The sequence below is a fragment of the Aeromonas sp. R5-3 genome (assembly GCF_040908225.1).
In the GTDB taxonomy this organism is placed as follows: Bacteria; Pseudomonadota; Gammaproteobacteria; order Enterobacterales; family Aeromonadaceae; genus Aeromonas; species Aeromonas dhakensis.
Genome location: NZ_JBFODH010000005.1, coordinates 41,811 through 55,221, shown reverse-complemented (window position 1 = coordinate 55,221; position 13,411 = coordinate 41,811). Strand labels below are relative to the sequence as shown.

Here is a 13,411-nt window from a genome sequence, read left to right as displayed (position 1 = left end):
CTTCATACCTCGCCCATCAAACCGGCGGCCTGCCACTTCGTTATAAATAAAACATGACGCTAATCGGTCACCACACATACCCGTTTCAGCAGCCGATGGAGAAATATGGGCTGCACCAGCGTCAGCGCTATCACCAGCCAGGCCAGGGTAGCCATATTGCCCAGGTGACCATCAACATCCGTCAACAGCATCGAAGAGACGACGGCGGCCGAACCGCTGAATATATGCTGGAACACATTCTGCAATGACATGAACCCCGCTCGCTCCCCGGGCTCTGCAACCTGGCTAGTCACTGCCGCAGCGGTAATCGTCCGTGTCGACGTCATCACCATGAACAAGGTAAAAACAACAATGGTCGGCAACAAGGGGGAACCCAGGAAACCATCCCAGACAACGGCGATAATCAATCCTCCCAGCCATATGGTGACGTGCATTGGGCCAACCCGGTCCATCCAATAGCCCCCCAACTGCATCGCAAGTACGCTGACCACGCCGCCCATGACATAGTACTGACTCATATCGCCGCGAGGCACACCGAGGTTGAACTGAAAATAGGTGGCCATGTTCGGAACAATCAGGAAGGTACTGAAAATGGCCAACCCGATTGCCATAAATGCATGCCACACCACGGCGCGTTTCAACATCTCCGTGATTGAAAAGACCTTCTGCTCTCGCCCCAGGTGAGCAGTCATATTCGGCAGCCGCATAGATACCAGCACGCTGACGCACAAGCCCAATCCGCCAACGGCATAAAAGGGGGCGCTCCACCCTTTCAACATGGCCAGCTCCAGCCCCAGGGGGACACCGGCAATGGCTGACAACGAGAAAGCCCCCATCACTATCGCCATCGCTCGACCACGTTGTGGTACTGGCGTCGCATCCACGACGATCGCCATCGCTATCGACGTTGCCGGACCGGCAAATATGCCAGCCAGCAAACGGGTAAAAAACAGGCTTTCCATATTCCACGCCAGCGCACATGCCCAGGTGGACAAGGTGACCCCCAGCAATGAGAGCAATGCCACCTGTTTTCTATCAAATCGGTCTATATATCTGGCACATAATAAGGATGATAATGCGGCGGCAAGGGCATACCCTCCCCCCAAATATCCTATATAGGTTGGGCTGATACCCAGCGCACGAGATAAATCAGGCCCAAGCGGCATAATCATCATAAAGTCCAGTGCACTCACCAATTGGATAAAGGCGGCCAGCCAGACGCACCCCATATCCATCACTGCACCGTTAGAATAAGGTTTATTACCTGATTTGTTTTTTTCTGACGTCATAGTGTTCGCGCTCAATATTTGGAGGCAGACAGCATACCCACTACCATCCTCTATTTTTATCCTTTAGAATGGCACAGATTGTTATCATATCAGGGACAATAGATGCGCACCGGCCTGGACTTTACCTCATCAAGGATATTTATTGCCGTGGTTGAACAGGGCAGTTTTGTCGGCGCATCCAAGACCCTTGAAATACCTACCTCAAACATCAGCAGGGGTATTGCTCAGCTGGAAGAGAGACTGTCACTCCAGCTTATTGAACGCAGTACTCGGCATATGAAACTCACCCAGGCTGGCCAGCTGCTCTATTCCCGAATAAAACCCTTGCTGGAATCACTGGAGCAAACCGAGGCTGAATTGACATCACAGCAGATCCAGCTGAAAGGGCCACTGCGCCTGTGCATTCCCAATGAAGCCGGTCCCAGGCTGCTCGGCACAGCCATCGCTGACTTTGCCTGTCAGCATCCCGAAATAAAGATCAGCTGCATTACCAACCTGTCAGGATTTGAGTCATTAAGGGAAGATCTGGATATAGCCGTCATCATTCACAGAGGAAAGCTGGATGACAGCGATTATATCGCCAGCCACCTCACCACCATTCCCTGTACCGTAGTTGGCTCCCCTGCTCTTATTCAGCGGTGCGGGCTGCCCAACCACACGACCCAGCTAAAGGATCTCCCCTGCATCACCACGGTGAGCGCTCTCAAGGGAATGCCGTGGCAGTTCACTCGTCCCGGCGCTGAATTTTCCACCGTTCAGGTCAACGAACACTATCGGGTCAATAGTGGTGAGCTGGCGCTAAAAGCCGCGCTCGCCGGAGTCGGGTTTGCCATTCTGGCCAAGGTCTCTTGCCAAGCGTTTATTGATAATGGCAGCTTGGTCGAAATTGAACTTGAGTTACCCGCCGCCCCCTTGCAGTTGTTTGCTGTTTATGCAAACCGTCAATATCTACCGGCTAAGACGCGCGTATTTATTGATTTTATACGGCAAAACATCATGAGTTATCAGTAGCTAAAATCGGTAACGTCTCACTAAGATACCAAAATGGTGAGCCAACCAGATTTTATCGCTCGAGCATGCTTCACTAATCAAACCTGCGCCCCTCACCCTGACCCTCTCCCAAAGGGAGAGGGAAAAAATCGATGCCAACCTGTAGCCATAGATGTCACGCATTCCAAAAATGCTGCGGTCTGGGCTCCCTTCTCCCCTTGCGGGAGAAGGGTCGGGGATGAGGGGAGCAAACCATCGACAACCAGTAGAGCGTTAAATCAAGCAGGAGCGCGTAGGGTCAATTAGCGAAGCGTAATCGTCCACACTGCAATCCCGGTGGCGATGGACATAGAGAAGAGATCAGCTGGAGCAGCAGCAGAATTGGGGTAACTGTTTTCGCGATCGTCTGATTACGCTTCGCTAATCAGACCTACGGCCTGTATATTACCAATAAAACCTAAACCAACATTATCGTCCTATATTTTTATTCTTAAAGAAACTAAGCGTCAATTAAAAAACTGGAGTTCAACATTGAATTTTTTTCAAAAAACAATTCGTTAATGGAAGTAATAACAATGATGTTACTGCATAAGTAACACCAAAAAAAATGTTAATGTGAGAAATTAAAAAGAAAAACGCATAATAAAGAATCATGAATGCACATGATGTTAATAACTTCACCCAAGGTATTGATAAATTATCTTCAATTCCATTAATGTCGTCACTGGTCTTTTCACCAGATATAGCAGTGTGTACTATCGTAAAACATGAAAAAATAATTAGAGCAATCACAAATAACCCAATAGCTATTTGTAAGGTTAAACTGTCATCGATTACACTCGACTCAAGAGTTAAAGTTGTTAAGATCACAGCCAAACAAATCCCAGAAAGACTAGAGTAAACCCATTTCAACTGTTCAAGCGCATCATGTGACATATAAGCCCTATATAAATATATACAATCAATAGTTATGCCTAAAGATATTCATTTAATAATCGACATAAAATCATTTTAATAAGAAGGGCGCTTTCGCGCCCTTCTATATTAATTACCCTTCCTGATTTTCCCCGGCTACCGGTTCGGCGCCGGCGACGGGTTCAATCTCGATGCGATCGACCCGCTGCAGACCACGGGGCAGCTTGGCGCCGCGGCGGCCGCGCTCGCCGCGGTAGTAGTCGAGATCCGAAGGTTTCAGGGTCAGCTTGCGCTTGCCGGCAAACAGGGTGACGGACTGCCCCTGCGGAATGACGGCGGCCATCACCACAAACTCCTCCCGCGCCTTCACGCGCGCCGAGGGGATGCTGATGAGCTTGTTGCCCTTGCCCTTGCCGAGCACCGGCAGGGTATTGAGCGGGAACAATAGCATGCGCCCCTCGTTGGAGATGGCCATGCAGAGATCCGTGTCCGGCGCGCCTATCTTCTGAGGCGCCATCACCAGGCCCCCTTCCGGCACGGTAAGCAGCGCCTTGCCGTTCTTGTTCTTGCCAATGAGGTCGTCGTATTTGCAGACGAAGCCGTAGCCGGCGTCGCTCGCGATCAGGTACGGTTCGCCCTCGTTACCCATCACCAGATGGCGTACCTCTTCACCGGCGCCCAGCGCGAAGCGGCCGGTGAGCGGCTCTCCCTGACTGCGGGCGGAGGGCAGGGTGTGAGCCTCCAGCGAGTAGGTTCTCCCCAGAGTGGAGAGGAACACCGCCTGCTGGTTGCTGCGGCCATGGGCGTGGGCCAGATAACCGTCCCCCGCCTTGTAGGATAGACCCTCCACATCCACGTCGTGGCCCTTGGCGGCGCGCACCCAGCCCTTGTCGGAGAGGATCACGGTCACCGGCTCACTCGGGGTGAGCTCCTTCTCGGTCAGCGCCACGGCGGTGGCGCGCTCCACCAGCGGGGTGCGGCGATCGTCGCCGTACTTCTCGGCGTCCGCCAGGATCTCTTTCTTCAGCAGGGTACTGAGACGGCGCTCGGAACCCAGGATCTGTTCCAGCTTGTCGCGCTCTTCCGCCAGTTCGTTCTGTTCGGCGCGCAGCTTGAACTCTTCGAGCTTGGCCAGGTGGCGCAGTTTGAGCTCGAGGATCGCCTCGGCCTGGGTCTCGCTGATGTTGAAGCGCTCCATCATCACCCGGCCCGGCTCCTCCTCGGTGCGGATGATCTCGATCACCTCGTCGATGTTGAGGTAGGCGATCAGCAAACCTTCGAGGATGTGCAGGCGGGCCAGCACCTTGTCGAGGCGATACTGCAGGCGGCGGCGTACCGTCTCGCGGCGGAAACTCAGCCACTCGGTGAGGATGGTCTTGAGATCTTTCACCTGGGGACGGTTGTCCAGACCCAGGATATTGAGGTTGACCCGGTAGTTCTTCTCCAGATCCGTGGTGGCAAACAGGTGGGCCATCAGCCCCTCCACGTCCACCCGGTTGGAGCGCGGCACTATCACCAGACGGGTCGGGTTTTCGTGGTCCGACTCATCGCGCAGATCGGTGACCATAGGCAGCTTCTTGGCCACCATCTGGGCGGCGATCTGCTCCATGATCTTGGCGCCGGAGGCCTGATGGGGCAGCGCCGTGATGACGATGTCGCCATCCTCCTCACTCCACACCGCTCGCTGCTTGATGGAGCCCTTGCCGGTCTCGTAGATTTTGCGGATGTCGTCGCGCGGCGTGATGATCTCGGCGTTGGTCGGGTAGTCCGGCCCCTGCACATGGGCCATCAGGGCATCCAGGCCGGCATTGGGGTTATCCAGCAGCTCCACGCAGGCGTGGGCCACTTCCCGCGCGTTGTGGGGCGGGATATCGGTCGCCATCCCCACCGCGATACCGGTCACCCCGTTGAGCAGGATGTGCGGCAGGCGGGCGGGCAGCACCACCGGCTCCTTCATGGTGCCGTCGAAGTTCGGTGTCCACTCCACCGTGCCCTGGCCGAGCTCGGAGAGCAGCAGCTCGGAGAAGCGCGACAGCCGCGCCTCGGTATAACGCATGGCGGCGAAGGATTTGGGATCGTCCGGCGCACCCCAGTTGCCCTGACCGTCCACCAGCGGGTAGCGGTAGGAGAAGGGCTGGGCCATCAGCACCATGGCTTCATAACAGGCGCTGTCGCCGTGGGGGTGGTACTTGCCCAGCACATCACCCACGGTACGGGCGGATTTCTTGTGCTTGGAGAGGGCCGACAGACCCAGCTCGCTCATGGCGTAGATGATGCGCCGCTGCACGGGCTTGAGGCCGTCGCCGATATGCGGCAAGGCCCGATCCATGATGACGTACATGGAGTAGTTCAAGTAAGCCTGCTCGGTGAAGGTGCGCATTGGCTGGCGCTCTACCCCGTCCAGACTGAGCTCTACGAGATCACTCATGTGATTATCTCTTTCGGTTCGGGAGCCGCCACAGGGCGACTCCGGCTAAATGCTTGCTGGCCCTGTCCGGGCCAGCCGACGGCTTAGATGATGGCGAGGTTGCCCTTCTCTTCCAGCCATTCACGGCGATCGCTCGCGCGCTTCTTGGCCAGCAGCATGTCCATCAGCTGCAGGGTCTCATCCCCCTCATCCCCTTCCGCGCCCATGGTGAGTTGCACCAGGCGGCGGGTGTTGGGATCCATGGTGGTTTCCCGCAGCTGTTTCGGGTTCATCTCACCCAGGCCCTTGAATCGGGTCACCATCACCTTGCCCTTCTTCTTCTCGGCTTCGACCCGCTGCAGCACGCCGTTCTTCTCGTCCTCGTCGAGGGCGTAGTAGACCTCCTTGCCGATATCGATCCGGTAGAGGGGCGGCATGGCCACGTAGACGTGCCCCTTCTCCACCAACGCGCGGAAGTGCTTCACAAAGAGCGCGCAGAGCAGGGTGGCGATGTGCAGACCGTCCGAGTCCGCATCCGCCAGGATGCACACCTTGCCGTAGCGCAGGCCGGAGAGATCGTCGGAGTCCGGGTCGAGCCCGATGGCCACCGAGATGTCGTGCACCTCTTGCGAGGCGAGCACCTGACCGGCCTCCACCTCCCAGGTGTTCAGGATCTTGCCGCGCAGCGGCATGATGGCCTGAAACTCGCGATCCCGTGCCTGCTTGGCACTGCCGCCCGCGGAGTCACCCTCCACCAGGAACAGCTCCCCCTGCATGGGGTCGGCGCAGCCACAGTCGGTGAGCTTGCCGGGCAGGGCAGGGCCTTGGGTTATCTTCTTGCGCACCACCGTCTTGGCGGCGCGCATCCGGCGCTGGGCGCTGGAGATGCAGAGCTCGGCCAGCTGTTCGGCCAGCTCGGTGTTGCTGTTCAGATAGAGGCTGAAGGCATCCTTCACCACGCCGGAGACAAACGCCGAGCTCTGACGGGAGGAGAGTCGCTCCTTGGTCTGGCCGGCAAACTGCGGATCCTGCATCTTGATGGAGAGGATGTAGGCGCAGCGATCCCAGATGTCTTCCGGGGTCAGCTTGACCCCGCGCGGCAACAGGTTGCGGAACTCACAGAACTCGCGCATGGCGTCGAGCAGGCCCTGGCGCAGACCGTTGACGTGGGTACCACCCTGGGCGGTGGGGATCAGGTTCACATAGGATTCGGCGAGGCATTCGCCCCCTTCCGGCAGCCAGCAGAGCGCCCAGTCCACCGCCGACTGCTCGGTGCTGAAGGCGCCGACGAAGGGCTGCTCCGGCAGGCAAGTGAACTGCTTGACCGCGTCGACCAGGTAATCCTTGAGGCCGTCTTCATAGCACCACTCCAGCTTGATGCCGGTGTTCTTGTCGAGGAACTTGATGGTGAGGCCCGGGCAGAGCACCGCCTTGGCCTTGAGCAGGTGCTCCAGCTTGGAGACCGAGAAACGGGGCGAATCAAAGTAGTGGGCTTCCGGCCAGAAGCGCACCCGGGTGCCGGTGTTGCGGCGCCCGCAGGTGCCGGTGATGGTCAGCTCCTGCACCTTCTCGCCCTTCTCGAAGGCGATGTCATAGACCTGGCCGTCGCGGCGCACCGTCACCTCGACCCGCTCGGAGAGGGCGTTCACCACCGAGATACCCACCCCGTGCAGACCGCCGGAGAACTGGTAGTTCTTGTTGGAGAACTTGCCGCCCGCGTGCAGCTTGCAGAGGATCAGCTCCACCCCGCACACCCCTTCCTCCGGGTGGATGTCGACCGGCATGCCGCGGCCGTCGTCGATCACCTCGAGGGACTGATCTTCATACAGGGTCACCTCCAGGGTACGGGCGTGACCCGCCAGCGCCTCGTCGACGCTGTTGTCGATGACCTCCTGGCCGAGGTGGTTGGGCCGGGTGGTGTCGGTATACATGCCGGGGCGGCGACGCACCGGTTCAAGGCCATTGAGGACCTCAATGGCATCCGCATTGTATTGAGTAGACATGGAGGGCCTTGCGAATTGACGTTTGGGGAGAATCTTACTCGTTGGGAGGGTATTGGACAAACCCGGCGGCGGCAAAGCTTGATCCGGACGGGGTAAGTCGCCCCGCCGGCCCGTTCAGCGCGCCTCGACCGCGACCGGCAGCGCCTGCTGCAACTGGGAAAGCGAGCTGTGCAGCCGCCACACCATGCCGGCCAGCTCCCGCGCCGTCGGCTCCCTGTGGTTGGCCAGGGCCGCGTTGATCCGCTGCAGCTCGGCCAGGGTGCGATCCAGGGAGGCGTGCTGCACCCCCTGCTCGGTGAGGATCCCCTGCAGAGAGCGGATGCAGTTGTCACGCACCAGGTAGAGAGGTTGATCCTCGCCGTGCCACTGGCGCAGCTGCCAGACGATGTGGCTGCAGTTGAGCAGTACCACGCCCCAGCGCAGCACCCAGAGGCGGGCGGTCTGATCCTGACTCTGGCTGAGCTGGCTGATGCAGTGGTAGATGAGCGATTCGAACTGGCTCTCGCTCTGGCGCGGGGCCGGCGCCAGCTGCTCCATGAAGTGGCGGCGCAGGGTGCGGATGAGGCGGCGGCCCTTGCGCCGATCCGAGCTCGGTCGCAGCAGCTGGAACGCCAGTCCGGCGCTCATCACCCCCAGCGCCTGCCCCAGGCTGCCGTTGATGTACTGCAGGTAGTCGTAGCTCGGCGGATTGGTGATGGCGAGAAAGGAGCCGAGCAGCACGATGAGCTGGCCCCACAGCACCGCCTGCCTGGGCTGTTGCTGCTTGAACAGCTGCATGGTGATGAGCACGGGGAACAGCAGGGCGCAGAAGAGCCAGAAGTCGTCGAGGCGGATCATCAGGCCGAACTTGACCACAAAGCAGATGAGGCTCAGCAGCAGGATCGCCTTGAGCATGGTGTTGGCCCCCTTGGCGGGTGCCGGGGTGGCCGAGTAGAGCACGCAGCAGATGGAGAGCAGGGTCAGCGCCGAGCTGCCTGCATCCCACTGGCTGTGGATCCAGAAAGCGCAGCCCAGCAGCACGCAGAGGAAGGTGCGCCCGCCGTTGTAGGCCGCCTCCAGCGTGTCGGTGTGGCTGGTGAGCGAAGAGTGGCGCGGCGGTGCCGGCCACTCCTGATCATCGTAACGGGCCAGCCGATCCAGCCAGCGCTGGCACTCCAGATAGCTCCAGCAGAAGTGGCGCAGCCGCTGCCAGAAGGTGTGCAGCCGGTAGTCGCTGGCCGCCGTCGACACCAAGGGGGCCAGCAGCCGGGCGATGCGGTACTTGTCACAGCCGGGCTGGCCCAGCTCGGCCAGCAATCGTTCCAGCAACGCCTGCAACCCCTCAGGTTGCGTCGGCAAGTTGTGCAACATGCGGCGCTGGCTGGAGATGAGGCTGATGAGCCGCAGCTGGCGGTGCAGCAGGAAGTTGAGCAGCTTGTTGTGGCGGCGCAGCCGGTGGTGGCTCCAGACCGCCTGGATGCGCAGCACGTTCATGGTGAGGATCTGGCCGATCAACCCCTCGTGGGCGGTGCGCACCTCCGGGCTCGTCTCCCCCAGCCAGAGCAGCTGGGCATGCTCCAGCAGGCGGGCCTGGGTCTTGTGCAGCGACTGCAGCAGGGTCTCGCCATCGGAGGTGCTGGGCAGGATCATCATCAACAGGCCGCCGCAGAGGATGCCGATGATCACCTCGCTCACCCGCGCCTGGGCGATGTCGAAGATGTGCTGCGGATCGGTCACGTTGACGCAGGAGAAGGCGATGATGGCGGCGGTGTAGCCTGCCAGCGCAAAGGCGTAGGAGACGTTGTTCTGATGGTGGTTGGAGATGTAGGTACAGAGCGCCAGCCAGAGCGCGATGAGGAAGCTGAACAGCCAGGGATCGCTGATGCCAAGGCCGGTGATCACCACCGCCGCCATGGCGCCAATCAAGCTGCCCACCACCCGTCCCAGACTCTTGCTGATGACACCGCCCACGGTGGGAAAGCTCACCACGGCGGCTGAGGTCATCGCCCAGTAGGGGGAATCCAGCTCCAGCACGAAGGCCAGCCAGAGCGACAGACACATCGCCAGACTGTTGCGCAGGGCGTAGCGCCACTGGCCGCCATTGGCCTTGCCCCAGGGGGTCTGGCGCCAGAGCGAGGCGACCACCTTACTCCCCTATGGTGATGGTGCAGGTGGTGCCTGCAATCAGCGTCAGTTCGGGCGGCACCTCCAGCAGCTTGATCCGCACCGGTACCCGCTGGGCCAGCCGTACCCAGGGCACATTGGGTTTGACGTCCAGCAGCAGGTTGTCGACCCCCTCCACGCTCTGATCGTGGATGGCGCGCCCTATGCTCTCCACCTCGCCGCGCAGCCGCTGCTCCCCGCTGTAGAGCACCACCTCGGCCGGTTTGCCCGGCGCTATGTGCCTGAGCTTGGTCTCCTCGAAGTAGCCCTGCACGTAGAAGGAGTGGATGTCCACCAGCGCCACCAGCGGCACGCCGGCGCTGGCATAGTTGCCGACCCGGGTCTGCAAGTTGGTGATGTAACCGTCGCTCGCGGCATGCACCCGGGTCTTGGCCAGCGACCATCTGGCCTGCTCCAGATTGGCCTGAGCCACCTGGTAGGCCGCCCTCATCGCCTGGGCATTGAGGCGGGCCTCGTCCACCGCCTCGGCGGAGATGACGCTGCGCGACAGGCCGCTGCGCCGGCTCGCCTCGTGCTCGGCCTTGTCGAGATCCGATTTGGCCTTGGCCAGCGCCGCCTGGGCGTTGTCCAGCGCGATCCGGTAGGGCTCGGGATCCAGGGTAAAGATCTCCTCCCCCGCCTTGACCAGCTGGTTGTCTTTCACCGCTATCCTGACGATCTTGCCCGACACCTCGGGGGTGATGCTGACCAGCTCGGCCCGCACCTTGCCATCCCGGGTCCAGGGCCCCTGCATGTAGTAGTTCCACAGCCACCAGCCCGCCGCCAGCGCCAGCGCGCAGACCAGCAGGGTGGAGAAGTATTTGAGGGTCGCGAGGGGTGATTTAGCCATGTAGCAATATCCATAGGGCGCCGCTGACGGCGAGGATAAACAGGGAGAGATCCATCAGCAGGGGATGCCAGACATCCCCGCCGTAGAGCCAGTCACGCAGCAGGTGGTGCACCGGCAGCCAGCCCAGCAGACCGAGCAGGACCGCCTTGAACAGGGGCGGAAAGTAGAGAGAGGCGCCCAGGATCAGATCCGGCAGGGCTGAAGTTGTCACAAGCGGGCTCCCTGTTGGCAAGCGAGATAATGCGGACTCAAGGCCCGCCCTGCGGCGGGTCTGGCAAGACTATCACAGCCCCGCAGGACGCTACAGAAGCAGATGAGACCCTGCAGGTCAGACCAGCCGATCCGCCGGATGGTTGATGCCATCGAGCAGCGGCACCTCGCCCAGCTCGAATGGATTGACCCCTTCGAGGCAGGCGAGGTTGTAACCATACTGGGCCGGGTTGGAGCGACGCTGATGGTGGGTATAGATACCGCAGATGCTGCAGAAGTAGTGTTTGGCGGTGCGGGTATTGAACTGGTAGCAGCGCAGCACCTCCTCCCCCTGCAGGATGCGGATGCCGGAGAGCGGCACCGAAGCGACGATGGCGCCCCGCCGCCGGCAGAGCGAACAGTCGCAGCGGCGCGGATCCACCACGCCGTCCGGCAGGGTCAACTCCAGCACCACGGCGCCGCAGTGGCAGCTGGCCTTGTGTCGCTCCTGGATGGGGGTATTGCCGATGCGCTTGATCATGCTGTCTCCTTGCAGACGGGTTCAGGTTCCGAGCCAATCAATCAAACAGGGTATCTCGCCGCCCCTGCAGCAGATGGTCATAAAGGGTGCGCAGCTGGGACGCCACAACCCGATGGCGGGAGAGCGGGGGCAAGTCGTCGATGGAGAAGTACCCCGCCCCTTTGGTTTCATCGGTTTCGCCCAGCTGCTGGCCACCGGTCACCTCGCACAGGAAGAAAGCCTTGTGGGCGTGGGGCAGCTGAGGTGGATGGGGGTGCTTGAGCTTGTCGAACAACGCCAGCAGCTGCACGGCCCGGCATTCGAGGCCGGTCTCCTCCACCACTTCGCGCACCACGGCCCCCGCCGGCGAGTCACCGATGTCGCACCAGCCCCCCGGCAGCGTCCAGCAGCCATCGCTGCGCTCCTGCACCAGCAGGATATGGCCCGCATCGTTCTGAATGAAGGCCCGCACATCCAGCTTGGGGGTGGGATAACCGCTATCGAGGGCGATCCAGTCGCCGATGGCTTCCGGAGCCAGCTCGCTCTGGCTGGTGATGAGCGCCACAGTGGCGGCGCGCAGCGCCTCGAAGCGGCCGATATCGAAGGGATCCTTGGAGTAGGTGAGGCCCGCCTGCGCCGTGGCCAGCACCTGTTCCAGAAAGGCGGCCAACGGCGGTTGCATTATTAAAGCCCGAGGAAACGGACGATCTGGGCGGGGTAGCGTTCGAACGCCACAAAGGCGTGGTCGCCACCGCACTCCAGCGAGAGGCGGGCAAAACGGTATTCGTCCAGCGCCTTACGGTAGTCGAGCACCTCGTCTTCCTGCTGTTGCAGTACCCAGAGTCGCTCGGGGGCGCTCACCGGTACTGCCAGCGCCCGCAGCTCATCCATGTGTTCAGGCAGCAGTTGATACTGCTCCCCCGTGTAGGGGTTGGTCTGGGGGCCAAGGTAGTCGCAGAGCAGCTCGTGCGGGCGCACCGCCGGGTTGATCAGGGCGGCGCGGCAGCCATATCGCTCGCTGACCCGGGTCGCCATAAAGCCGCCGAGGGAGCTGCCCACGGCGCCAAGCGTGAATGCGCTGCCATAACGGCTCTGCAGATCGGCAATGGTCTGCTCGATGGCCGCCCAGGCCGCCGCCGGGGTGTTGGGCTGGGCCGGGATCACCACCTCGATATCGGGCCTGTGCTCGGCCACCCAGGCCGCCATCTGCTGCGCCTTGGCGGAGCCGGGCGAGGAGTTGAAACCGTGCAGGTAGAGGAGTACGGGCTTCATGGCAACTCCTCAATAACCGGTGGCATCGGGGTCGGGCACGAACTGCCCCACCGGCAGGCGCCACACCTGGCTGGCAATGCGACCATCCGGGTAGAGGGTGAGGTAGCGCCAGCCCGGGCCGGACTCGTCCAACGCGAAGCCATCGGAGAGCGGTTTGAACTGGATGCAGGTGGAGGGGCTGGCGATCAGCCGCACCCCGCGGTGCACCTCGTCAAACTCCTGGTGGACGTGGCCAAACAGTATGGTCTTCTGCTGCGGGTGGCGGGCCAGCACGGCAAACAGGTCGTCGGCATTCTTGAGATTGTGCTGATCGAGCCAGGCGCAACCCACCGGCACCGCCTGATGATGCAGGGCGATCAGGGCATGGCGCTCGGGATGCTGGCGCAGCGCCTGATCCAGCGCCGCCAGCTGGTGATCCCCCAGCACCCCGTGGGGTTTGCCGCGCACCTGGGTATCCAGCAGGATTACCTGCCAGTGCTCGCCTACCAGCTGCTTGGCCTCGCTGATGCCGGCCGCATGCAGGTATTCGGTCATCAAAGGACCGTCGTCGTGGTTGCCGGGCAGCCAGTAGATGGGGCGTGCCAGCGGCGCCATCATGGAGGCGAAACGCTGGTAGGACTCCGGGCTGTGATCCTGGGAGAGATCCCCGGTAGCGAGGATCAGATCGAACGGGTGGTCATTGGCCTGCACCCGTTCCAGCACGGCAGCCAGGCTCTCGGCAGTGCGCACGGCCAATAGCCGCCCCTCGGCACTCGCGAAGAGGTGGGTGTCGGTAATTTGCAACAGGCGCACACTGCCGTCCTGCGCCTGGGGTAGCTCTGTTTCCAAAATCAC

At 60.9% G+C, this 13,411-nt stretch carries 11 protein-coding genes; 1 reads left to right on the top strand and 10 read right to left on the bottom strand.

Annotated elements, in window-relative coordinates:
- Positions 1–59: 59 nt before the first annotated feature.
- On the bottom strand, positions 60–1,304 hold the full coding sequence (locus tag AB5Y95_RS02470) for an MFS transporter (protein ID WP_368159445.1): 1,245 nt from the start codon (positions 1,302–1,304) through the stop codon (positions 60–62).
- An 87-nt stretch (positions 1,305–1,391) separates the two neighbouring features.
- Here AB5Y95_RS02470 and AB5Y95_RS02465 point away from each other — a divergent pair, with 87 nt between their 5' ends.
- Positions 1,392–2,300 carry a LysR family transcriptional regulator gene (locus AB5Y95_RS02465; protein ID WP_368159444.1) on the top strand — a complete coding sequence of 303 codons (909 nt, stop codon included), beginning with the start codon at positions 1,392–1,394 and terminating at the stop codon, positions 2,298–2,300.
- Positions 2,301–3,327: 1,027 nt separating this feature from the next.
- Here AB5Y95_RS02465 and parC read toward each other — a convergent pair.
- The 9 genes from parC to cpdA all read right to left on the bottom strand — a co-directional run bounded on the left by parC (position 3,328) and on the right by cpdA (position 13,405).
- On the bottom strand, positions 3,328–5,622 hold the full coding sequence (gene parC, locus AB5Y95_RS02460) for a DNA topoisomerase IV subunit A (protein ID WP_368159443.1): 2,295 nt from the start codon (positions 5,620–5,622) through the stop codon (positions 3,328–3,330).
- Between the two features lie 83 nt (positions 5,623–5,705).
- Complete coding sequence (parE, locus tag AB5Y95_RS02455) at positions 5,706–7,604, bottom strand: DNA topoisomerase IV subunit B (RefSeq protein ID WP_010636044.1); 1,899 nt, start codon at positions 7,602–7,604, stop codon at positions 5,706–5,708.
- Positions 7,605–7,718: 114 nt separating this feature from the next.
- On the bottom strand, positions 7,719–9,728 hold the full coding sequence (locus tag AB5Y95_RS02450) for an FUSC family protein (protein WP_368159442.1): 2,010 nt from the start codon (positions 9,726–9,728) through the stop codon (positions 7,719–7,721).
- 1 nt (position 9,729) lies between these two features.
- A complete protein-coding gene (locus tag AB5Y95_RS02445; RefSeq protein ID WP_042050207.1) occupies positions 9,730–10,596 on the bottom strand; it encodes an HlyD family secretion protein in 867 nt (288 codons plus the stop codon).
- A complete protein-coding gene (locus AB5Y95_RS02440) occupies positions 10,589–10,807 on the bottom strand; it encodes a DUF1656 domain-containing protein (RefSeq protein WP_005305321.1) in 219 nt (72 codons plus the stop codon). Before AB5Y95_RS02440 ends, AB5Y95_RS02445 begins: the two co-directional genes overlap by 8 nt.
- A gap of 117 nt (positions 10,808–10,924) precedes the next feature.
- Positions 10,925–11,326: a GFA family protein gene (locus AB5Y95_RS02435; protein WP_010636042.1), complete on the bottom strand. Its 402-nt coding sequence runs from the start codon at positions 11,324–11,326 to the stop codon at positions 10,925–10,927.
- Between the two features lie 37 nt (positions 11,327–11,363).
- The gene (locus AB5Y95_RS02430; protein ID WP_368159441.1) at positions 11,364–11,987 is read right to left on the bottom strand and encodes an NUDIX hydrolase; all 624 of its coding nucleotides are present in this window, start codon (positions 11,985–11,987) and stop codon (positions 11,364–11,366) included.
- Between the two features lie 2 nt (positions 11,988–11,989).
- Positions 11,990–12,577 (bottom strand): YqiA/YcfP family alpha/beta fold hydrolase, encoded by a 588-nt coding sequence (locus tag AB5Y95_RS02425; RefSeq protein WP_117405531.1) that lies wholly within the window; start codon positions 12,575–12,577, stop codon positions 11,990–11,992.
- A gap of 9 nt (positions 12,578–12,586) precedes the next feature.
- Positions 12,587–13,405: a 3',5'-cyclic-AMP phosphodiesterase gene (gene cpdA / locus AB5Y95_RS02420; protein ID WP_017778369.1), complete on the bottom strand. Its 819-nt coding sequence runs from the start codon at positions 13,403–13,405 to the stop codon at positions 12,587–12,589.
- Positions 13,406–13,411: the final 6 nt, after the last annotated feature.